18 protein-coding genes and 1 riboswitch are annotated in these 22360 nt (G+C 74.7%); of the genes, 8 read left to right on the plus strand and 10 right to left on the minus strand.

Annotated features, from left to right (window positions below):
• Positions 1-571: 571 nt before the first annotated feature.
• A complete protein-coding gene (locus AAEM63_RS01010) occupies positions 572-1240 on the plus strand; it encodes a slipin family protein (protein WP_341359880.1) in 669 nt (222 codons plus the stop codon).
• 175 nt (positions 1241-1415) lie between these two features.
• Entirely contained in the window at positions 1416-2774 is a 1359-nt protein-coding gene (locus AAEM63_RS01015) for an IS1380 family transposase (protein WP_341361281.1), read from the plus strand.
• Positions 2775-2931: 157 nt separating this feature from the next.
• On the opposite strand, the gene AAEM63_RS01020 is transcribed toward AAEM63_RS01015, so the two are convergent.
• The 8 genes from AAEM63_RS01020 to AAEM63_RS01055 all read right to left on the minus strand — a co-directional run bounded on the left by AAEM63_RS01020 (position 2932) and on the right by AAEM63_RS01055 (position 10845).
• Complete coding sequence (locus tag AAEM63_RS01020; RefSeq protein ID WP_341359881.1) at positions 2932-3444, minus strand: hemerythrin domain-containing protein; 513 nt, start codon at positions 3442-3444, stop codon at positions 2932-2934.
• A 17-nt stretch (positions 3445-3461) separates the two neighbouring features.
• Positions 3462-4724 carry an FAD-dependent oxidoreductase gene (locus AAEM63_RS01025; RefSeq protein ID WP_341359882.1) on the minus strand — a complete coding sequence of 421 codons (1263 nt, stop codon included), beginning with the start codon at positions 4722-4724 and terminating at the stop codon, positions 3462-3464.
• Positions 4721-5770, minus strand: a complete 1050-nt coding sequence (locus tag AAEM63_RS01030; protein WP_341359883.1) for a saccharopine dehydrogenase NADP-binding domain-containing protein — start codon at positions 5768-5770, stop codon at positions 4721-4723. The genes AAEM63_RS01025 and AAEM63_RS01030 overlap by 4 nt, the downstream gene beginning before the upstream one ends.
• 188 nt (positions 5771-5958) lie before the next feature.
• Positions 5959-6954 (minus strand): uroporphyrinogen decarboxylase family protein, encoded by a 996-nt coding sequence (locus AAEM63_RS01035; protein WP_341359884.1) that lies wholly within the window; start codon positions 6952-6954, stop codon positions 5959-5961.
• Complete coding sequence (locus tag AAEM63_RS01040; RefSeq protein WP_211338757.1) at positions 6951-7760, minus strand: ABC transporter permease; 810 nt, start codon at positions 7758-7760, stop codon at positions 6951-6953. The genes AAEM63_RS01035 and AAEM63_RS01040 overlap by 4 nt, the downstream gene beginning before the upstream one ends.
• Positions 7750-8649 carry an ABC transporter permease gene (locus AAEM63_RS01045; RefSeq protein WP_341359885.1) on the minus strand — a complete coding sequence of 300 codons (900 nt, stop codon included), beginning with the start codon at positions 8647-8649 and terminating at the stop codon, positions 7750-7752. Before AAEM63_RS01045 ends, AAEM63_RS01040 begins: the two co-directional genes overlap by 11 nt.
• Positions 8646-9725 (minus strand): ABC transporter ATP-binding protein, encoded by a 1080-nt coding sequence (locus AAEM63_RS01050; protein ID WP_341359886.1) that lies wholly within the window; start codon positions 9723-9725, stop codon positions 8646-8648. The genes AAEM63_RS01045 and AAEM63_RS01050 overlap by 4 nt, the downstream gene beginning before the upstream one ends.
• Positions 9718-10845, minus strand: coding sequence for an extracellular solute-binding protein (locus AAEM63_RS01055; protein WP_341359887.1), 1128 nt, complete (start codon positions 10843-10845; stop codon positions 9718-9720). The genes AAEM63_RS01050 and AAEM63_RS01055 overlap by 8 nt, the downstream gene beginning before the upstream one ends.
• Before the next feature lie 188 nt (positions 10846-11033).
• On the opposite strand from AAEM63_RS01055, the gene AAEM63_RS01060 reads away from it, so the two are divergent.
• The 6 genes from AAEM63_RS01060 (at position 11034) to AAEM63_RS01085 (ending at position 19463) form a co-directional block, all read left to right on the plus strand.
• Positions 11034-13136 carry a hydantoinase/oxoprolinase family protein gene (locus AAEM63_RS01060; RefSeq protein WP_341359888.1) on the plus strand — a complete coding sequence of 701 codons (2103 nt, stop codon included), beginning with the start codon at positions 11034-11036 and terminating at the stop codon, positions 13134-13136.
• On the plus strand, positions 13133-15112 hold the full coding sequence (locus AAEM63_RS01065; RefSeq protein ID WP_341359889.1) for a hydantoinase B/oxoprolinase family protein: 1980 nt from the start codon (positions 13133-13135) through the stop codon (positions 15110-15112). The genes AAEM63_RS01060 and AAEM63_RS01065 overlap by 4 nt, the downstream gene beginning before the upstream one ends.
• Positions 15113-15325: 213 nt before the next feature.
• Positions 15326-15434: riboswitch (TPP riboswitch) on the plus strand.
• Positions 15435-15485: 51 nt separating this feature from the next.
• Entirely contained in the window at positions 15486-16205 is a 720-nt protein-coding gene (locus AAEM63_RS01070; protein ID WP_341359890.1) for a YkoF family thiamine/hydroxymethylpyrimidine-binding protein, read from the plus strand.
• 11 nt (positions 16206-16216) lie between these two features.
• Entirely contained in the window at positions 16217-16813 is a 597-nt protein-coding gene (locus AAEM63_RS01075; protein ID WP_341359891.1) for an ECF transporter S component, read from the plus strand.
• Positions 16810-18666 carry an ABC transporter ATP-binding protein gene (locus tag AAEM63_RS01080; RefSeq protein WP_341359892.1) on the plus strand — a complete coding sequence of 619 codons (1857 nt, stop codon included), beginning with the start codon at positions 16810-16812 and terminating at the stop codon, positions 18664-18666. Before AAEM63_RS01075 ends, AAEM63_RS01080 begins: the two co-directional genes overlap by 4 nt.
• Positions 18663-19463, plus strand: coding sequence for an energy-coupling factor transporter transmembrane component T (locus tag AAEM63_RS01085; RefSeq protein ID WP_341359893.1), 801 nt, complete (start codon positions 18663-18665; stop codon positions 19461-19463). The genes AAEM63_RS01080 and AAEM63_RS01085 overlap by 4 nt, the downstream gene beginning before the upstream one ends.
• Before the next feature lie 178 nt (positions 19464-19641).
• On the opposite strand, the gene AAEM63_RS01090 is transcribed toward AAEM63_RS01085, so the two are convergent.
• Positions 19642-21300 carry an ABC transporter permease gene (locus AAEM63_RS01090; protein ID WP_341359894.1) on the minus strand — a complete coding sequence of 553 codons (1659 nt, stop codon included), beginning with the start codon at positions 21298-21300 and terminating at the stop codon, positions 19642-19644.
• Positions 21297-22322 (minus strand): ABC transporter ATP-binding protein, encoded by a 1026-nt coding sequence (locus tag AAEM63_RS01095; RefSeq protein ID WP_341359895.1) that lies wholly within the window; start codon positions 22320-22322, stop codon positions 21297-21299. The genes AAEM63_RS01090 and AAEM63_RS01095 overlap by 4 nt, the downstream gene beginning before the upstream one ends.
• Positions 22323-22360 lie beyond the last annotated feature (38 nt).

Here is a 22360-nt window from a genome sequence, read left to right on the forward strand (position 1 = left end):
GAGCGGCTGCTATCCAGCGCCGTTCGACACCGGGCTCGGCTGTCGACCACTCCCACCCACCTGTGTCGCCCAGTTCACATCCGGCGCCCGTGGTCCTCGCCTGGGAAGCCGCTGTGGGCAACGAGAATGTCTGCGAGGTCGATGACGGATGGACTTGTCCGCGGGGCGGCGCGCTGGATGCATGCTGGCATGCGGGACGTTTGAGAGAGATGTCGCCACCAGGCGCGCTGGCGCGCCGTAGTGATTAGCCCCGCTCCTTAAGGTGATGCGGGCTGGAATTCCCTGGCGCCGCCGTCGCTCGTGCTGCCACGATGACCATCCCGGTCAGCAAGCAGCCGGTCCGGCTTGCCGGGCACCGGTCCTGCGTGTCGGCGACCGGGGCCATCTGTCTGCGGAACAGATCCGGCACGGTGCGATGAGCACCTGGGGTTCAACTCCCCGAAGGACGCCGCCGTCCGGGCCATCACGGCCGGGTGCCAGCGGGCCTGCACTGCCAACGCGGAGCGCCGGTCCCCGTACCCGGCCGTGCCGGCCGGCGGCGTTCACCACGCACACGAGAGGAGGAAGGAAGATGTCGCTGTTCACCGTCACGGTGCCCGCGCGGCACTGCGCGGTCGTCTACCGGCACGGCCGGCTCGACCGCGTGCTCGAGAGCGGGCGGCACCCGCGTGGCTGGGCCACGCGGCGGGTGCTCGTCGACCTGCGCGACCACCTCCTGCCCCTTTCGCCGCAGGAGGTGCCCACCGCGGACGGCATCACCGTCAAGGTCAGCGCCGTCGTGCGGTGGGCGGTGGCCGACGCGGTGGTCTTCGTCGAGCGCGCTGCCGACCCGGTCGGCCAGGTCTACCTCGCCGCCCAGGTCGGGATCCGCGAGGCGCTCGGCGGACTCGCCGTCGAGGACCTCGTGCGCCGGGGTGCGTCGCTGCCCGTCGCCGAGCTCACCGCCGCGACGGACGCCGTCGCACGCACGGTGGGGATCGCCGTCGCCGAGGCCGTGGTCAAGGACGTGATCCTGCCTGCCGAGCTGCGGGCCGCGGCGACCGAGCTGGCCACGGCTCGACAGCGTGGGCAGGCGGTCCTGGAGCAGGCGCGCGCCGAGACCGCCGCGCTGCGGTCCATGGCGAACGGGGCCGCGCTGCTCGACGCCCACCCGGCGCTGGCGCAGCTGCGGCTGGTGCAGGCGGCGCCGATGGGCTCGACCGTGGTCCTGCACGTCGGCGACGCGAGCACGTCCACGTGACCGCGCAGTCGCCCGGATCCGCTCCGCGGGTCCGGGCGGCTGCTCAGCCCTGATCCACCGGAGTGTTGAGCGTGGCGTAGAGCGAGAGAGCCCTTCTGGGCAGGGAAGATCTGGATTGCGACGTCTAGATCCGACCACCCGGAAGGGCACCTCGTAAGTGAAACCTTCTCACACGATTCGACCGGTCTTCGATGAGTCCAATCTGGTGTCGGCGGCGGGTCTGGTCCCGGCCTTGCGGCTGGCGGAGTCCGCGGGTTTGTACGGCCTGCTCGAGGGGTTGACGGTGCCCTCACCCAACGCGGGGGTCAAGACGGCGAGTGTGGTCGGTGGGATGCTCGCCGGTGCGGACTGCATCGATGACCTGGACCTGCTGCGCCATGGCGGGATGGGCCGGGTCTTCGCCGGGGTCCGGGCACCGTCGACGCTGGGCACGTTCCTGCGCTCGTTCACCCACGGTCACGTCCAGCAGCTCGACAAGATCAGCGGCGCGCTGCTGGCAGGGCTCGCCCGGAAGGTTCCCGCCCTGGTAAGCAGCGGCGCGGGGGCGCAGGACATCGCGTTCGTCGATGTCGACGACACGATCCGGGAGGTCCACGGCTACGCCAAGCAGGCCGCGGCGTACGGCTACTCCGGGGTCCGGGGCCTGAACGTCCAGCTCGCCACCCTGGCCACGGAGGTCGCGGCGCCGGTGATCGTGCGGGCGCGGCTGCGGCGCGGGAACGTCGCCTCGCACACCGGGGCCGGCCAGCTCCTTGCCCAGGCCCTGGGGACCGCCCGCGCCGCGGGTGTGAGGGGACCGGTGCTGTGCCGGGCGGACTCGGCGTACTACGGCCACGCCTTCGTCGCCACCGCCCTGCGCCACGGGGTGTGGTTCTCGGTGACGGTGCGGATGAACCCCCAGGCCAAGGCGGCCATCGCGGGCATCGGCGAGGACGCCTGGACCCCGATCAGGTACCCGCACGCCCTCTGGGACGAGACCGAGCAGCGGTGGGTCTCCGACGCCGAGGTCGCCGAGGTCCCCTTCGTCGCGTTCACCCGTCGCCGCAAGGCCGAGCAGGTGACCTGCCGGCTGATCGTGCGCCGCGTCCGACGGCTCCAGCCCCTGGCCGGTGACGGCAGCGAGCAGGGCGAGCTGTTCGCGACCTACCGCCACCACGCGTTCATCACCAACTCCGACCTGGACACCATCGAGGCCGACCAACGCCACCGCGGGCACGCGATCGTCGAGCAGGTCATCGCCGAGCTCAAGGACGGGCCCCTGGCGCACCTGCCGTCCGGGAAGTACGCCGCGAACGCGGCCTGGGTCGCCATGGCGACGATCGCGTTCAACATCGCCCGCGCCGCCGCCGTCGCCGCGAACATGGCCACCGCCCGGTGGGCCACCCTGCGCCGCCGGATCATCAACGTCCCCGCCCGGATCGCCTCCACCGGCCGCCGCCTGATCCTGCACCTGCCCGCCCGCTGGGCCTGGGCCGAGCACTGGACCGCACTCCACACCGCCGCCACCGGGCCACCACCGGCCACCGTGTCCTGACCACCCAGCCCAACGGGCACGACCCGAGGAACCCCACCGTGGAAGAGCCGGCACAGACCGGCAGCCCCACCACGCCCAACGACCCGCTATCCCGGACACGCCACCCGACCAGCGACCACCCCGCCACGTCGGTGGATCAGGGCTCAGTGGTGGTTGCTCAATGGCCGTGGCCGTGGCCGTGGCCGTGGCCGTGGCCGTGGTGGCTCCCGTGCCCGTGGGCCATCAGCTCGGCCAGAGAGACCGTGGGCTCCTCGGCCAGCAGGGGCAGGATGTGCTCGTTCTCCTTCGCCTGGTGGCTGGAGAAGGTTTCGAACACCGCCCGCCCGTAGGCGCCCGCGGCGGCGGGGTCCTGCGTGCGTGCGGCCAGGTCGGCGAACCGCCGGATCAGGACGTGCTCGGCGAGCATGGCCGCGATGAGCAGCCGTCCCTCCGGCAGGTTCGCGGCCGCCGGGTAGGTGGTCGCCTCCTCCTGCTCGGCGTGGGGGACGAGCGTGGTGCGGATCCACTCCGTCAGCTCGGCCCGCGCCGGCGCAGGGTCGGTCCCTGACTCGGCCGCATCGACGAGCGCGGCGCTGAGCCGGTCGAGGTCGGCCCGCATGAGCGCGTGGTGGCTCCGGATCTCCTCCGCGACGTACGCGTCCGCGGCGCGGCGGTCCGTCGTCTCGGTCATGGTGCCCTCCTGTCGGTCTACGAGAGGCTCACCTCCACCTTCGCCCGCAGGGGGTCGGCTTCGCGTGAGGCCGAGGTCCCGCGACGGGAGGTGAGGTCACCGAGCACGGCCAGCGCCCGGCGCCTGGAGGGCATGAACCGCAGGAAGAACACGAGCCGGAGCACCCAGGCGACCGCGCCGGTGAACCCCACGCCGTACAGCTCGGCCACCGAGCGGCCGAGCCCGAAGGACGCCGCGCGGCCGAGCCCGCGGTAGGTGAACGGCCGCGTGGTGCGGCCGGCGATGGCCCGGGCGACGTTGTCACCGACGTGGGCTCCCGTCTTGATCGCCCACAGGGCGTTCGCCGGGACCGGCGCGTCGGTGCCCGGACGGACGACGCGTGCTGCGTCGCCGCCGGCCCAGACGTCGCCGGTCACCGACAGGTCGGGGGCGGTCACCAGCCGGCCCCGCTCGTCCCGGGTCGACCCGAGCCCGGGCAGCGGGACCGGCGCCTGCCCGACCGTGCCGAGCACGACCGCGGCGGGCAGGAACGTGCCGTCGTCGAGGTGGGCGCCCTCCGGCGTGACGGCGGTCAGCCGGGTCCCGGTGCGTACGACGACGCCGAGCCGGGCGAGCTCGCGCTCGGTCCGGGCGGCCAGGGCCGGCTGGTCGGCCCGCAGCTCCGGCACGATCCGCTCACCCGCGTGCACGAGGGTGACGGCGAGGGTGCCCCCGCCGAGGTCGGCGACGGCGGCTGCCATCTCCGCGCCCGCGAGCCCGCCGCCGGCGACGACCACCGAGGCGGCGGCCGGGTCCGCCGTCGAGCGGGCGCTCCGGTCGTCGCGCGCGGTCCGGGCGAGGGCGTGCACCGCCTGGGTGAGCGCCGCGATGTCGCCCGGTGCGCGCAGCGTGTACCCGTGCTCGCGCAGCCCCGGGACGCCGTCGACCGGCTCCTGCGCACCGGTCCCGACGACGAGGTGGTCGAACCAGAGCAGCTCCACGACGCCGTCGGTGATGTGCTCGTACGTGACGGACCGTGCCACCGGGTCCACGGCGAGCACCCTGGCGTGGACGAACCGGGCCAGAGGACACGCCTCCTGCAGTGGCGTCCGGGTGCGCTCGTAGGGCAGGAGCCCGGCCAGCACCTCGCCGGTGAAGCCGTGGAAGCTGTGGGCGTCGTCGGCGCTGACGACGACGATCTCCACCCTGCCCTCCCGCACCTCGCGGCCCAGCCGCCGCACGAGCGAGCGGTAGGCGTGCACCGTGACGTACCCACCGCCCAGGAGCACTACCCGCATCATGCCGTCACCGCCGTCGCCCGGGCGGGCACCAGGGGCGCCCCGAACGAGGTCGGCGCCGCGGGCCGGAAGCCGAGGTGCCCCTGGTCGGCCGCGACGTCGCGGATGTGGTCCACCTGCTCGAGCGTGGGGGTCCCGATCGCGAAGTGACCGGCGTGCCCGGTCAGGGCCAGCAGCGCCGTCTCGGCGAAGCAGGCGTAGGCGCGACCGTCGGGCAGCCCGATGTCCCCGCCGACCAGGCGCAGCGTGGGGATCTCCACGATGCCGCCGTCGACGACCAGGACATCCGGCCGGGCCTCGGCCAGTCCGGGCGCGGTGTTCCGCGGCTGGGTGGCGTCCAGGACGACGGCGCCCGGCGCCAGGTGGTGGGGCCGGAGCAGGGCGTCGGTGGACGCGGTGAGCAGGACGACGAGGTCCGCCTCGGCGACGACCGCGAGGTCGGTGGCCGTGACGGTCGGAACGGTGGGCCGGACGGCGTCGGCCAGCGCCGTCAGGCGGGCGGTGGAGCGCGCCACGAGGGTGAGCCGGTGCGCGGCACCGTCGCGGGCGAGCAGGCGCGTGACAGCCGAGCCGACGCTGCCGGTCGCCCCGACCACGGCCACGTGCCGGCCGCCGCGGGTGGCCAGGTCGAGCAGGTCCCGGACCTGGGCGTCGACGGTGGCGGCGGTGAACGCGTTGCCGTTGGTCACGCCGATGTCGTCCCGGGCGCGCAGGGCGAGGCCGCCGCCGGTCACGGTCGCGGTCAGCGCGCCGAGCCCGACGACGTCGGCACCGAGCCGGACGGCGCGGTCCACCGCGCGGACCACCCGGCGCCGGCCCTCGACCGGGTCCGCCAGGAGGTGCCGGGCCCCGTAGGGCACGAGGAGCACGTGGCCGACGTCGTGGCCGCCGATGCGCACGCCGGCCATGCGCACCGGGGGCAGGTCGAGACGGCGCAGGGCAGTGTCGTAGAACCGCTCGGGCACCGCGGCGAGCGGGGACCACACCCGGCCGAGGTCCTCGGCGAGGGAGGTGCGCGGGTGGACGAGGAAGGCGAAGCTGGGACTCATGATGGCTGCTCCGGGGTCAGGGGACCTGCTGACCCTGAGGAGGTGCCCGCGGCCGCGGTGATACCGCCGCGTCGCGCCCGTTGCTGCGGTGATGCGCCGTGCCGCACCAGCGCGTCTTGCCGAGGAGGACGTCAGGCAGGTCCGCACGGTCTCTTCGGCGAGCCAGGATGGTCCCGCCCTGCGGGCCGTCAGGCCGACGGCAGGGACCGGACCGTGTCCGCGAACGTGTGCAGGTTTCCCACCGGCGCGGTGAGCGGGTACGAGCAGGACGTGGCCAGGGTCAGCCCTGCGCCGCCGGCCGCCCACGCTGCACGCACGCCGGCGGCCACCTCCGCCGGGCCTCCACGTGCCAGGGCGCCGTGCTGGTCGAGCCCGCCGATGACCGCCTTCCCGGTCAGCTCCCTGCCCTCGGCGAGACCGGGACCGCCCTCTGCCGTGTGCTCCCAGCTCACCACGTTCACCGGCAGCTCCCGCGCGAGGGGCAGCAGCGGGAACGGCAGGTGGAAGTGGGCCACCCGCATCTGCGCCGGCTCGGCCGCCGCCATGACCGCCTGGTCCCACGGCAGGACGGCCTCGCGGTACTCCGTAAGCGAGAGCACGGCGGCGGAGGCAGGGAAGAGGGAGAAGTAGATCCCGTCAGCGCCCGCACCCAGGAGCGCCCGGACCAGGTCGACCGTCGTGCGGGTGACCGCGTCGAGCGCGCGGTCGACTGCCGACCGGTGCATCCGCAGATCTGCGACGAACCGCTCGCCCGCCAGGTAGCGGATCACGCTCAGCGGCGTGAAGACGGTGGGCAGGAGCGGGACGTCGGGGCCCAGCCTGTCCCGCAGGAGCCGGACGACCTCGACCTCCCGGCTGAGCGAGGGGGCGTCGGTGACGTCGATCGCCTCCAGGCGGAGCCAGTCCTCGGGCCCGGCGACCGGTCGGAAGGAGTAGTCGCGCACCCCCATGACGTCCCCGCAGTACTCGGTGCGCGCGCCCCACGCCTCGCTCATGAAAGAGGCGGACGGGGTGATCTTGAGCAGGTCGAGGCCGAGCGAGTCGTGGTGGGCGACCGCGGACCGGGCGTGGGCGGCGGCGTCCTGGTCGTCCACCGGCCAGTGCCGCCACAGGGTCATGGGCGGGCGGTCCGTCACCTCGCCCGCCAGCGCGGCGAGCACGCGTTCCCGGCCGGTGACGCTCACGTGCGCGTCCGCCCGATCTGCTGGCCGCGCGTGGCCAGGCCCGAGCGTTCGAGCGCCAGCACGGCGACGACGGCGAGCACGATGACCACCGTGGCCGCCGCGGCGACGGAGGGGTTCGCGGCGAACTGGACGTTGGTGTAGATCCGCATGGCGAGCGTGGTGGTGCTCGGCCCGGCGATGAACAGGGTGATGGCGAGCTCGCCGAACGCCAGGACGGCGGTGAAGGTGGCCCCGGCGAGCACACCGGGCAGCACGTGCGGCAGGACGACCGTGCGCAGCCGTCGCCACCGGCTCGCCCCGAGGCTCTCCGCCGCCACCTCGAGATCGGGGTCGAGGGTCTCGAGTGAGGCCGCGACGGTGCGGGCCACGTACGGCACGCCCACCAGCACGTACGCCGCCAGCAGGCCGGTGACCGAGCCGACGAGCCGGAAGGCGGTGAGGTAGTAGAGGAACGCCAGTCCCATGAGGACCTCGGCGACCATGAGCGGCGAGAGCATGAAGAGGGCGAGCGCGCCCCGTCCGGGGTACTCCCACCGGGTGATGGCGTAGCCGGCGAACGTCCCCAGGACGGTGGCGACCGGGGTGGCGACCGCCGTGAGCCAGAGGCTGAGCTGGAAGGAGCTGAGCCAGGCCCGGTCGGACAGGATCGCCTCGTACCACCGCAGGGAGATCCCCGTGGGCGGGAAGGTGAGGAAGCTGCCGGGGTTCACCGAGGCGCCGGCCACGACCACCAGGGGGGTGAGGAGGAAGACGAGGACGAGGATCCCGGCCGCGCGGGTGAGAACGACGAAGGCCCTATCGCGCACCGACGCCTCCCAGCCGTCGTAGCCAGGCGAACAGGGCCAGCAGGACGGCGGTCCCGGCCGCCGTGACCACGGCCAGCGTGAACCCCAGTGCCGACGCCGTCGGGTAGTCACCGAGCTGGAAGATCGTCTGGTAGACGCGGATGCCCAGGAAGGGCACCGTGTCGCCGCCGACCACGAGCGGGGTGACGTAGATGCCCATGGCGAGCACGAACACGAGCGTGGCCGCGACCGTCACGGAGGGCAGCGACAGGGGCAGGGTGACCCGGAAGAAGGTCCGGGCGGCCCCGGCCCCCAGGCTGGTCGACGCCGTCTCGAGGTCACGCGGCACGGCGGCGACGCCCGGGGCGATCGTCAGCGCCGCGAAGGGCAGGAGCACGTGCGTGGTGGCCACGAACGCCGCCGGGGTGTTGTAGAGCATCTGCGGCGCCGCCGAACCGGCGATCGTCTCCCACAGCGACGCCACCGCCCCGTTGGGGGCCAGGAGCACCAGCCAGCCGTAGCTGCGCACGATGACGCTCGTCAGCAGCGGGGAGAGCACCGCGATGAGGACGACCGCGCGGGTCCAGCGCGAGCGGGCCCGGGCGATCGGGACGGCCATGAGGTAGCCGCCGACGACGGCGGTGACCATGACGAGCAGGGCCAGCACCAGGGTCTCCCAGATGGCGTCGACGTAGTACCCGCTCGTCCACACCGTGCGGTAGTGCGCAAGTGTGAGCCGGCCGTCGTCGTCCTGGACGCTCGCCAGCACCAGCCGGACGAGGGGCCCGACGAACGCGACGAGCAGGAAGAGCGCGGGCGGCACCGCGGCGACCAGCGCCAGCCGCTTCCGCGCCCGGGCGCGGACGTCGGGCTCGGCCGGACCGCGGACCGCGGCCGGGGCGGCGCTCACCGGCTGCCGACCACGATGACGTCGTCGGGGTGCCAGCTCAGGGCGACGCGCTCCCCCTCGTCGGCGGCTCCGTCCAGCCGCGGCGGACCGGAGGCGTGCACCACGCGTCCGCCGTCGAGCCGGACCCGGTAGCGCCACGCGGAGCCGAGGAACGCGGACTGCTCGACGGTGCCCACGAGGCCGCCGGCCTCGACCGTGCCCACCCGGACGCGGTCGGTGCGCAGGACCACGGTCACCGGCCCCTCCGGGAGGTCCTGCCCCGGGATGGGGAAGGTCAGATCGGGCGCCTCGAGGACGGTCGTGCCGCCGTCGCCGCGGACGGCCCGGCCGTCGACCACGTTGCCGCCGCCGAGGAAGTCGGCGACGAAGGGCGTGCGCGGGCGGTGGTACAGCGCCGCCGGGGAGCCGACCTGCTCGACGACACCGGCGTTGAGCAGGATCAACCGGTCGGAGATCGTCATGGCCTCCTCCTGGTCGTGGGTGACGAAGAGGGTCGTCACCCCCACCCGCCGCTGGAGGTTGTGGAGCTCCTCGCGCATCTCGAGGCGGAGCTTGGCGTCGAGGTTGGACAGCGGCTCGTCCATGAGCAGCACGCTCGGGCTGACGGCGAGCGCCCGGGCGATCGCCACCCGCTGCTGCTGGCCGCCGGAGAGCTCGGCCGGACGGCGGGCGCCGAGGCTCTCGAGACCGACCAGGGCGAGCATCTCCCGCGCCCGCTCGTCCCGCTCGGGCTTCCGCACCCCTCGGCTGGCGAGGCCGTAGGCGACGTTGTCGGTCACGCTCAGGTGCGGGAAGAGCGCGTAGTTCTGGAAGACGAAGCCGAGGTCCCGCCGGGCCGGCGGGACCCGGACGAGGTCGCGCCCGCCCATCTCGATCCGACCCGCCCCGGCGGGTACGAAACCGGCGATCGTCTTGAGCAGCGTGGTCTTCCCGCACCCGCTCGGCCCGAGGATGCTGACGAACTCGCCCTCGGCGACCTCGAGGGAGACGTCCTTCAGCACCGGGGTGTCCCCGTAGCCGACGGTCAGCCCGTCGACCCGCAGGAACGGTTCGGGGGTGTTGGCCCCCTCAGCCACCGAAGATCTCGTTCCAGCGGTTCTGCCAGTCCGTGAGGTTCGGCGTGAGCGTGGCGTAGTCGACGAACACGTAGCTGTCGAAGGTCTCCAGGTCCGCGCTCACCGCACCCTCGAACGCCTCCGGGAACTCGGTCGTGACGTTCGACGTCGGGTACCACATCGCCTCGGCGAACTCGGCCTGTGCCCCCGGGTCGAGGAGGCTGTCGAGGAAGGCGTAGCTGGCGTCCTTGTCCGGGGCGTTGGCCGGGACGTAGAAGGTGGTCACGGCCGCGGTCGCGCCGGACTCGGGGTAGGCGAACGCGATGTTCGGGTCCTCCTGGGCGAGCGCCGCGGCGCGCCCGTCCCACCAGGGGGCGAGCCAGGCGGACCCCTGCTGCAGCGCCGTCTGGACCCCGACCGCGTTGTTGGGGGTCACCGAGACGGCCGGGGCAAGCTCCTCCAGGCGGCCGAACGCGGCGTCCACGGCCGCCGGGTCGTCCAGCGTGCCGCCCTCCTCGTGCACCAGGCCCGCGAACCACTGGGCGCCGGCCTGGAAGGTCAGCGGGAGGGCCGCGACGTGGCCGGCGTACTCCGGGTCCCACATGTCCGACCAGGCGGTGGGCGGGGTCTCGACGAGGTCCTTGCGGTAGGCGATCCCCAGCCCACCCGCCGAGAACGGCACGCCGTACTGCTCGCCGTCCTGCTCGAACGCCTCGGCGAGGGAGGGTGCGACGTCGTCCCAGTTGCTCAGGCGCGAGGTGTCGATCGGCTCCACGAGCCCCTCCTCGACCGCCTGGATCTGCTGCTCGGGCAGCAGGATCATGACGTCGAAGGGTGCGTCCCCGCCCTGAGAGGCACGGAGCTGGGCGAACCACGTCGCGTTGTCGCCGAGCGCGACCTCGACCTCCCCGCCCGTCTCCTCCTCGAACGCGGCGACCGCGCCGGCCTGGACCGCGGCCGCCCACGGGTCGCCGTACAGGGTGACCGTGACGTCGCCGCCCGCCTGCGGCGCGTCGCCCGTGGTCGTCTCGGCCGGCTCGGACCCGCCGTCGGCGTCCCCGTCCGTGGTGGGTGCCGCGCAGCCGGCCAGGGCGAGGGCGAGCGCCGTTCCGGCCAGAGCGAGGGTGCGCACGTGCTTCATGGGGGGCTCCTTGCGGATGGCGGAGACGAGGCTCCGGTCGGGGTACGTCGACCCATCCCACCCCGACGGCCCGATCCCGCGCCACCGCGACGGGGGTCGTTCCCGGATCGCGAGACGGCATCTCGACCGGCAGGCGGCCCGCCACGGGGGCGCGGGTAGGGTGACCCGGCGGCGAAGGGGGAGTGCTGGTGCGAGACATCCGGATCGGGATCGACGTCGGTGGCACGTTCACCGACTTCGCGGTCGTGGGCCACCGCGCCGACGGCACGACGGGCGTGCTCGAGCACAAGACCCCCAGCACGCCCGACGAGCCCGCGCGTGCGGTGGTCACCGGGCTGGAGGAGCTGGTCGCGCAGGGCATCGACCTCGCGCAGGTCCGGGCGGTCGCCCACGGGACGACCATCGGCCTGAACGCGATCATCCAGCGCTCGGGTGCCCGCGTGACGCTCGTGGTGTCCGCAGGGCACCGCGACCTGCTCGAGATCGGTCGGGCGCGGATGCCGCGCTCCTTCGACCTGCACGCGACGCCGGAGGTCTCGCCCGTCCCCCGCGACCGGGTGGTCGAGATCGCCGCCCGCCTGGGGTTCGACGGTGTACCGGTGGCGGCACCGGACGACGACGAGCTCGACCGGGTGGCCCGGGACGTACGCGCCACCGAGCCGGACGTCGTCGCCCTCGTCCTGGTCGGCGGCTTCGTCGACCCGGCGTTCGAGCGCGAGGTGGCCCGGGGGCTCCGAGCCCGGCTGGACGGCCTGGAGGTCGTGGCGGCCGCGGCCACCTGGCCCGAGATCCGGGAGTACGAGCGCGGTCTGGTGGCCGTTCTCGAGGCCTACATCCACCCGCTCATGACCCGGTACCTCACCGACCTCCAGGAGCGGCTGTCGCGCCTCGGGCTGACCGCCCCCCTGTACATCACCGGCTCGAACGGCGGCACGCTCTCGGTGGCGGCCGCGCTGAGACGGCCCCTGGAGACCGTGCTGTCCGGCCCGGCCTCCGGCGTCACCGCCGCCGCCCGGACGCTCGGGGCCGGCGGCCGGGCGGTCACCTTCGACATGGGCGGCACGAGCAGCGACATCGCCGTCGTCCTCCAGGGCCGCGGTGCGCTGACGACGGGGTCCCACGTCGGTGGTCTCCCGCTGATCCTGCCCGTCGTCGACGTCAACGCCATCGGCGCCGGCGGCGGCTCCATCGCCTGGATCGACACCGCCGGGGGGTCGGCCGCGCTGCGGGTGGGCCCCCGCAGCGCCGGCGCCGTCCCCGGGCCGGCGTGCTACGGGCTCGGCGGTGTCGACGCCACGATCACCGACGCGTATCTCGTCTCGGGGTTCATCGCCCCGGAGCACTTCCTCCACGGCGAGGTCCCGCTCTTCCGGCACCGGGCGGTCGAGGCGCTCGCCGGCGTCGCCGACGACCTGCGTCTGCCGGGCCGCGCCGACGAGGACGAGCGGGCGGTGGCGGCCGCCGACGCCGTGCTGCGCGTCGCGACGGCGCAGATGGCCACCGAGCTGCGCAAGCGCCTGGCCGAACGCGGTCACGAGGCGGCTGACCTCACCCTCGTGCCCTTCGGTGGAGCCGGTCCTACGCACGCCGCGCTCCTGGCGGAGGAGGTCGGGGTCACCGAGATCCTCGTCCCGGGTGCGGCGGCGACGTACTGCGCGCTCGGCGCCGCCGTGGCGCCGCTGCGCAGCGACTTCGCGCGAAGCCTGCGGCGGCCGCTGACGGAGGCCACGTTCCGCGACGTCCGTCAGGTCCTGGACGACCTGCTCGCGCGGGCCCGTGCGTGGATCGTGGACAACGGGGCACCCGTCGAGGCGTCCGTCGCCAGAGTCACGGCCGACATGCGGTACCTCGGGCAGGCCTACGAGATCACCGTCCCGCTGGCGGAGGGCCCGCTCGAGGATGCGGTCGAGCTGACGACGGCGCAGGTCGTCGCAGCGTTCGGGGCCGAGCACGAGCGGCTCTACGACTTCTCCGACCCGGCGGCGACCATCGAGGTCGCCACCGTGCGGCTCGCCGTCGTCGGGCCGGAGCCGGTGCTCCCGGTCCACGAACGACGCCGGGGCGCGGCCGACGGCACCGGCGGTGCCGCCGCCGAGCGACGGCCCCTGAGGTGGCACGGACGCTGGCACGAGACCCCGGTGGTGGAGCGCTCCGCGATCGGGGTGGGCGGAGCGGCCGTCGCCGGCCCGGCGCTCGTCGAGCAGGGCGACACCACCGTCGTGGTCCCACCCGGGTGGGCCGCGGCAGCGGACGAGGCGGGAAACCTGCGCCTGCGGAAGGACACGCCATGACGCTCACGAACGTCGACCTCGGCATCGTCGCGGCCAAGCTCGCCGCCGTCTCGGAGGAGATGTGCCTGACGCTGCAGCGGACGAGCCGGTCCCTCTACGTCAAGGAGACGGCCGACTTCTGCTGCGCCATCGCCGGCCCGGACGGACGGTTCGTCGCCTACCCCAAGGCCATCGGCGTGTCCGGCTTCGTCGGGCTCGACGTCCTCGAGACCGTCCGGGCCGCCGAGGTGGCCGGACCGCTCGAACCGGGAGACGTCGTCGTCGCCAACGACCCGTACCGCACGGGCGGTCTCGCCACCCACCTGCCGGACATCCAGATGGTCGCGCCCTACTTCCTCGACGGCGAGGTGGTCGCCTACGGGTGGGCGTTCATCCACTGCTCCGACATCGGCGGCCGCGTGCCGTCGTCGGTCTCTCCGTTCAACGACTCGATCTTCGCCGAGGGTCTGCGCATCCCGCCGGTTCGCCTGGTGCGCGGCGGGACGACGGTGCCGGACGTCGAGGCGCTCCTCCTCGCCAACACGCGTACGCCCGAGGCGAACCGCGGAGACCTCCAGGCCATGGTCAGCGCCCTGGCCACGGGGCGACGCCGGGTCGGCGAGGTCGCCGCACAGCACGGCCGCGCCGCCGTGCTGGAGGGCGGGGAGAGCGCCGTGGCGAGGACCCGCGAGCGCGCCCGCGAGGCGCTGCGGTCGCTGACCGACGGCACCTACCGGTTCGTCGACCTCCTCGACAACGACGCCGTCTCACCGGTGCCGGTGCGGATCTCGGTGACGGTCACCGTGGACGACGGGCGCATCCACATCGACTTCACCGGCACCGACCCGCAGGTGGCAGCGGCGTTCAACATCGCCTCCTTCGGCCGGCCGCACGCCTGGCTGACCACGCGCGTGCTCGCGCTCATCGGCACCATCGACCCCGACCTCGCTCTCAACGGCGGGCTCATGGACCTCATCAGCATCACCGCGCCGCCCGGGAGCGTGGTCAACGCCGTCGAGCCGGCCGCCGTCGGGGTCCGGCACGCCACCGCCTCCCGGGTCAACGACGCCCTGTCCGGGGCGCTCATCCAGGCGGCTCCGCGCATCGTTCCGGCGGCCAGCAGCGGCGTCGTCATCCCGGTGGTCCTGGCCGAGGAGACGGGCACGGGGCAGAACGTCCAGGTGGTCGAGCCCATGGTCGGTGGCACCGGGGGACGCTACGGCGGCGACGGGGTCGACGGCCGCGACGCCGGGATCTCCAACCTCTCGAACAACCCCGTCGAGACTGTCGAGGCCGAGCTCGGCGCCCGGATCCTGCGGTACGGGCTACGGCCCGACTCCGGTGGCCCTGGCACCTGGCGCGGCGGCATGGGGCTCGAGCTCGTGTTCCGGGTGGACGGGACCAGCTCCCTCCTGGCCCGTGGCCTGGAGCGGCAGGTCTTCGCGCCCTGGGGGGCGATGGGCGGGTCCCCGGGGCTGACGGCGGAGATCGTCATCAACGAGGGGACCGACCGAGCCGTGCGGGTCCGCACGGTCGACGTGCTGCCGCTCGACCCCGGCGATGTCGTGACCATCCGGACCCCCGGTGGTGGCGGGTACGGCGATCCGTTCGAGCGTGACGTCGCCGCCGTGCTCGACGACGTCCGCCGGGGGCTCGTGACACGTGAGCGCGCGCGCGCGGACTACGGCGTCGCCGTGACCGATGGCCTCACTCTCGACGAGACCGAGACCGCTCACCTTCGCGAGGAGCGCCCGAGCACCGGCTCGGGGCGTGGACTCGCGCGTGAGCGCTGGGACGCCGTCTTCACCGAGGATCTCCACGACGCGCTCGTCGAGGCGTTGGACGCCCTTCCGGTCGGCCGCCGGAGCGCTCGCAAGATCGAGATCGTCCGGGAGGTCCTCGCCGTCCTCCCGGCCGGCTTCCCCGGGGTCGACACGGCGGACGGGGAGCTCGAGGCGGCACGACGCCGGCTCGGGGCGCTGCTCGGCGGGTCGTAGCCGCGGGCTCGTGAGCATCTGACGACGCCGCGCCGACAGGTTGGCGCGGCGGTGAGTCTCGGCGCCTCGAGCGGGCCGCGCCCCATCCCTCGCCGAAGACAACGTCAGGGATGTCCTGACATTGTCTTCCGCTTGTTGTCCTCACGCCGGGTTGCGATGGGTCTCGCTCTGCGGGCGGGTGTTGGCGCCGGTCAGCGGGCCGGGCTAGCGTGAGGCCAACCCCCGGGGAGCGCTGATGTGGCGCTGAGAGTGCGGAGAGTCCGCAGACCCGTTTACCTGATCCGGTTCGTACCGGCGTAGGGAGCAGGGCACCTGCCCCACGTGCAGACGTGGGCGGGTCTCGACGTACCCGCGGGCCCGAGAAGGGACCGTGATGAGCACCCAGACCGACCGCACCACCACCGCACCGGCGCCGAACGGTGCACCGGCACCGGCGCCGACCGGTGCACCCGCACCCGCACCGGGAGCCACGCCCGACCGGCTCGGCGTCGGGATGCGCCTGAGCCTCCACCCGCACACCGACGACTTCGTCGGGGTCATCCTCGGCGCACTCGCCGACGTCGAGGCCGCCGGTCTCACCGCGGGCCTGGTCACCGAGACCGACGAGGTGAGCACCTACGTCGGCGCCCGCACCGCACCGGCCGAGCAGCGGCTGGCCGCGTACCTGACGGCGCTGGTCGCCGCGGCGTCGCGACGCTCGGGCGGCGGGCACGTGGTCGCCCACGTCCTGCTCTCCCGGGGCTGCCCGGGCGAGGTGAGCTGCGACCTCACCGTCACCGGCCTGCCGCACGCCGAGCCGGTCGCGATCGAACCGACCGGCATCCGCGCGGCGGCCCAGTGGTCCCTGTACCCGCTGCTCGACGGCGGGTCCGACGCCGGCGACCACATGGCCCACATCGAGGGCGCGATCGCCGCCGCCCAACGCCGCGGCGTCGCCGCGAGCCCGGCGCACTACGCCACGAGGCTCACCGGGGACGTGGCCGACGTCGTCGCGACCGCCGTCGACGCCTGGGCCCAGGTGGGCACGGAGGTGCCGCACGTCGTCACCCACCTGACGATCTCCGTGGGCTCGCCGAGCCCGGCACAGGCGTGAGGGGGCCGTCGATGAACGTCACCGCCGCCTCCGCCCGCCGCTGGGCCATGAAGGACCTCGTCCTCATGGTGGTCCTCGGCGTCGTCTTCGGCTTCGTCTACTGGGCGCTCGTCCAGGCCTGGAACGGCCTGAGCATCCTCATGGGCCCTGCCGGAGACCTCGCCCAGCACGTCCTCCTCGGGGGCTGGCTGCTCGTCGCGCCGATCGCCATCGCCATCATCCGCCGCCCCGGAGCCGGGATCGCCGCGGAGATCCTCGCCTCCGTGGTCGAGGTCGTCTTCCTCGGCTCACCGGTCGGCCCCATGCTCGTGGTGGCCGCCGCCATCCAGGGCATCGGCTCCGAGCTGCCCTTCGCGCTCACCCGCTACAAGAGGTACACCTGGGGCGTCTTCGCCCTCTCCGGGCTGCTCGGCGCGGGCCTGGTGTTCTTCTACTCAGCGTTCCGCGCCGGCTGGTACGGCCAGGACATCTTCGCGCTGCGCCTGGTGGTGCAGTGCCTCTCGGGCATCGTCCTGGGCGGTCTGCTCGCGAAGGTGGTCGTCGACGCCCTCGCCCGCACCGGCGTCGTGGACAACTTCGCGATCGGCCGCGAGACGGTCCGGGCGTGACCGAGCCCCTGAGTGACCGCGTCGCCCTGGAGGACGTCGGTCGTACGTCCGCCGGGCCACCCGATCAGGCGGAGACGCTCGCGCCCGGTGGAGCGGCCGTCGCGCTCGACGACGTCTCCGTCACCTTCCCGCGCCGGCCGGACCCGGTGCTGCGCGGGGTCTCCCTCCGCCTCGCGCCGGGTGAGCACGTGATCGTGCTGGGCGCGTCCGGGTCGGGGAAGTCGACCGTGCTGCAGCTCATCACCGGCGTCGTGCCGCACTCGGTCACCGCGGCGGTGGCCGGGTCGGTCGCCGTCGGATCGGGCTCGAGGTCGGGCGGCGGGACGGCGACGGCGGAGACGACCGTCGTCGAGCGGTCTCGCCACCTGGGTGTGCTCGCGCAGGACCCCGCGGCCGCCGTCTGCCTGCCGCACGTGGAGCAGGAGCTCGCCCTGCCGCTGGAGAACCACGGCGCCGATCCCGCGACGATCGGCCCGCGCATCGCAGCGGCGCTCGACGTCGTCGGGGCGACCGGGCTGCGCGGGCGGGCGACGGCGACGCTGTCCGGCGGGGAGTCGCAGCGGGTCGCGCTCGCCGCGGCGCTCGTCACCGAGCCCGAGGTGCTGCTCCTCGACGAGCCGACGTCGATGCTCGACCCGGCCGGGATCGCCGCCGTCCGCGACGCGCTCGACTCGGCCACGCAGCGGTACCGGCCGGCGGTCGTGCTGGTCGAGCACCGGCTCGACGAGTGGGCGGGTGCCGAGGGCGTCGTTGGGCTCCCGGGCCGGGCGCTGGCCCTGGCCGACGACGGCACGGTCCTCGCCGACGGTCCCACCGCCGCGGTGCTGGGGGACCACGCGTCAGCGCTGCACGCCGCGGGGTGCTGGCTGCCGCTCGAGACCGAGCTCCAGGCGCTCACCGGCGCTCCCGGCGGGCTCGGCGCAGCCGCCAACACCGCCCTGCTCACGGCGCTGGCCGAGCAGGCGGACGGGGTCGGGGAGGCTGGGCGGGGCGGCGCCGGGGCGGCTGGTGCGGACGTCGCCGGGGAGGCCGGTGGGGTCGACGCCGGAGGCGCCGGGCCGGTGATCGCGGCCCGGTCCCTCGCCGTCGGGCGCGGGGACGGGACGCGCGGGCGGCGGGGTCGGCGTCGTCGACCCACTGTGGAACCGGCTCCGGTTCTCGCCGGCGTGGACCTCGAGGTCGGCGCGGGGGAGGTGGTCGCGATCCTCGGCGCCAACGGCGTCGGCAAGTCCACCCTGCTGCTCACGCTCGCCGGGTTGCTCGAGCCGCTCGCCGGCGAGGTCACCGGGGCGCGGCCGGGACTGGTTTTCCAGAACGCCGAGCACCAGTTCCTCGCCCACACCGTGCGGGAGGAGATCGCCCACGGCCTGGCCGGCGGGGACGCCGAGGCGGTCGTGGCAGACCGGCTGCGCCGGCACCGGCTCGAGCACCTCGCCGAGCAGAACCCGTTCCGGCTCTCGGGCGGCGAGAAGCGACGCCTCAGCCTCGCCGCGATGCTCGCCCACGACCGGCCGGCCCTCCTCGCCGACGAGCCCACCCTCGGCCTGGACCGCCGAGATGCCGTCGCGACCCTGGCCACCCTGCGCGACACGGCCGCCGCGGGCACCGCCGTCGTCCTGGCCAGCCACGACCTCCGGGCCGTCGCCGCGCTCGCGGACCGCGTGGTCCTGCTCGGCGACGGCGGGCTGCTCGCCGACGGCCCGACCGCGGCGGTCCTCGGCGACGCCGCGCTGCTCGCCCGCGCCGGGGTGCGGGTCCCGCCGCTGGTCGCCTGGCTGCTCGAGCACGTGCCTCCACACGCGGTGGCGCACGTCCTGCGCGAGCTCGACGCCACGGTGGGGGTCGGCCGGTGAGCGCCTTCTCCGCGGCGCCGCTGGTGGACTCCGCGCTGGCCCGGCGGAACCCGACCGTCAAGCTCGCGCTGCTGACCGTCGTCTCGCTGGTAGTGATGTTCGTCCTGGACCCGGTGACCCCGGCGGTGCTGTACGTGCTCGCGCTCGGGGGTGTCGCGGCGTCGACCCGGCTCGCGCCGCGCTCGCTGGTCGTCGCTCACGTGCCGTTCGTCCTGTTCGCCATCGGGGTGCTCATGGTCAACGCGCTCGCCCGGCCCGGTGAGGTGCTGTGGCAGGCCGGGGCGCTGCGCGTGACGGTCGAGGGGCTGAGCGTCGGTGCGGCGCTGGCGGGACGCACCCTGCTCATCGGGGTGCTGGCCATCGGGTTCCTGGCCTCCACCGACGGCGTCGCCCTCATGACGAGCCTGCACCACAACGCCCGGCTCGGCGCCCGGGTGACCTACGCCGTCCTCGCCGGGTACCGGATGCTCCAGGAGATGCCGCGCGAGTGGGCGACCATCCGCCACGCCCACACCGTCCGTGCCGCGTTCGGCGGCGGCCGGCCGCCGCGCGGCCCCCGGCACCTCGCCGGGGTCGCATTCACCCTGCTCGTGGTCTCGGTGCGCAAGGGCGAGCGGATGGCGCAGGCGCTGGAGTCGCGCGGGCTCGGGCTCGAGCCGCGGACGACCTGGCGGCCGGTGGTGGTCACGCGCGCGGACCAGTGGTTCGCCGCCGGCGTGCTCGCCGTGGTGGCGGCCGTGCTCGCGCTGAGCGCCGGGCTCGGTTACCTGGAGGGGCCGGGTGCGCTGAGCGGGTGAGGGGACCGCCGGGCACGCCGGCCGGGATGGCGCTGCCGGGCGTGGTGGCCGGCGAGGGTGGCGCCGGGTCCACCCGGTGCGACGCCCCCGCCCGACGCTGTCCGGCGACGCGCCACCCGTAGCCGAAGAGAACGTCAGGCATGGCCTGACGTTCTCTTCGGCTCGTGCGTGACGCGACCTACGTGGTCACCACGTCCCGCCGGTGGAACGCCGCCAGCCCAGCTGCCACCCCACCGGCTGCCAGCGCGGCCAGCACCAGGACTGGGCCGAGCGTGAGGTCCTCGACCGGCAGCGCCGGCACGTGGTCCCAGGGCGAGAGCGCCGTCAGCCAGCCCGGCGGGTCGAGCAACGGCCCGAAGAACTCCATGACGAAGCCGACGACGACCACGACCCACGCCAGGGTGAGGGCCCGCGGGGCGATGCCGTAGAGCAGCGTGGCGACGCCGAGGACCAGCAGCACCGCGGGCGCGCTGACGAGCCCGGCGAGGGCGAGATCGCCCAGGTGGTGCCACTGGCCGGTGGAGGCCGCCGCCCCGAGCCCGACGGCGGTGCTGGACAGGACGACCAGGAACACCGAGGCGAGCGCCACGACGGCGACGTGCCCGCCGAGCCAGGACGTCCGGCTGGTCGCCGTGGCCAGCACCGGCTCGGCCCGGCCCTCGAGCTCCTCGGACCGGGCCCGCTGCACGGCGAGGACCGCGAACACGGCCGTGGCCACCGACATCATCGAGACCATGAGCGCGAGGTACCCGGCGACGCTGTCCTCGGCGTTGCCGAGCACCGCCGTGAGCTCGGGGGTGACGTCGACGAAGTTCTCGACGAGCGTGTCGGCCACCCCGCCGTAGACGAGGCCGGCGATCGTCAGGCCGATCGCCCAGCCGCGCACGCCCGAGCGCTGGAGCCGCCAGGACAGCGTGGTGGGTCCGTGCAGCCAGTCGGCGGCCTCGGCCCGTCCGCGCCGGGCCGGGCGGAGGCCCGCCCCGACGTCGCGGCGCAGCGACAGCGCGTACCCGAGCGCCGCCGCCCCGGCGGCGACGACGAGGGAGATCCCCAGCGGCCACCACCGCCCGTCCACGAACGGGCGGGTCTGCTGCGACCAGGCGAACGGCGAGAGCCAGGACAGGGCGGTGCCGTGCTCGCCGAGGGAGTCCCCGATGGCGCGCAGGACGAACCCGGCGCCCAGCACGGCGCCCGCCATGCTCGAGGCGGCCCGGGAGTACTCGGTCAGCTGGACCGTCACCGCGGTGACGCCGGCGAAGACCAGGCCCACGGCCGCGGTCCCGGCCCCGACCAGTGCGGCGCCGCCGAGCGGGGCGTCGAAGCCCCCGAGCGCCGCGGTGAGGACGACGGCGAGGGCGGCGTTGGCGAGGACCGCCACGACCAGCGCCGCGGTGAGCGGGGCGTGCGCGCCGACGACGTTGGCCCGGACGAGCTCGGACCGCCCGGTCTGCTCCTCGACCCGGGTGTGCCGGGAGACGAGCAGGATGTTCATCAGCGCGGCGGCGAGGAGGAAGTACAGCCAGTACACCGCGGCGAAGAAGCTCTGGTAGGTGATGTCCTCGCCCAGACCGTAGCCGGGCCCGCCGAGGAGGGAGATGACCGGGCCCTGCGTGAACGACGCCGCCTGCTGCAGGTCCGCCGTCGTGGGGAACAGCGCGCCGAACGCGGTGAAGAAGTACGGCACGAACAGGGCGATCCCGCCCACCCACAGGGGGAGCCGGACCCGGTCGCGCCGCAACATCAGACGCACGAGCGCACCGGTCCCGGCGAGCGCGCCGCGGGCGGCGTCGCGGGCGGGAGCCTCCGGGGCCACGGGGGTGGCGACGGCGGCGGTCACCGGGCATCGCCCGTCGCGGCGACCGCGTCGGCGTCGTCGACCGACCGGCGGTCGTGGCGGCGGCCCGGGCGGCGCCCGCTCCGCCCGTCGGTACCGCCCCGCCGGTCCGTGGGCGCCGGGGCAGCGGCGGCGTCGGTGGCGCCGTTGCCGTAGTGGCGCAGCAGCAGCTGCTCCAGCGTGGGCGGGTGGGCGACGATCTGGCGCACGCCGAGCTCGGCCAGGGCGCGCATGACCTCGGGCACGCGTTCGCCGTCGACCTCGAACCGGGCGGCGCCGTCGACCGGGCGCAGGTCGTGCACGCCGGGCAGGGCCGCGAGGGTGTCGGCCGGCCGGGCGGTGGTGGCCGTGACGGTGGTGCGGGTCAGGTGCCGCAGCTCCGCCAGGGTGCCGCTCTCGACCACGCGGCCCTGCCGCACGATCGAGACGCGGTCGGCCAGCACCTCGACCTGGGCGAGGATGTGGCTGGAGAGCAGCACGGTGGCGCCGCGCTCCTTCGCGCGGGCGATCTCCTCCTGGAAGACGGCCTCCATGAGCGGGTCCAGGCCCGCCGTCGGTTCATCGAGGAGGAGCATCTCGACGTCGGCCGCAAGGGCGGCGACGAGGGCGACCTTCTGCCGGTTGCCCTTGGAGTAGGTGCGGCCCTTCTTGGTCAGGTCCAGGTCGAAGCGGGTGGCGAGCTCGGCGACGCGGGCCCGGTCGGCGCCGCCGCGCAGGCGCGTGACGACGTCGATCGCCTCCCCGCCGGTGAGGTTGGGCCACAGCTCGACGTCGCCGGGCACGTAGGCGAGGCGCCGGTGCAGCGCGACGGCGTCGCGGACCGGGTCGGCGCCGAGGAGCTCGGCGGTGCCGGCGTCGGGGCGGAGCAGGCCGAGGAGGATGCGGATGGTCGTGGTCTTCCCGGCGCCGTTGGGGCCGAGGAAGCCGTGGACCTCGCCGCGGCGGATGGTGAGGTCGAGACCGTCGAGCGCGCGGGTGGTGCCGAAGGTCTTGACGAGGCTGTCGATGCGGATGACGTCGTCCATGTCGGTCTCCTGAGAGGGCGGCTGCGTCGCCGCCGGGG

The sequence above is a fragment of the Georgenia sp. M64 genome (assembly GCF_038049925.1).
Lineage (GTDB): Bacteria > Actinomycetota > Actinomycetes > Actinomycetales > Actinomycetaceae > Georgenia.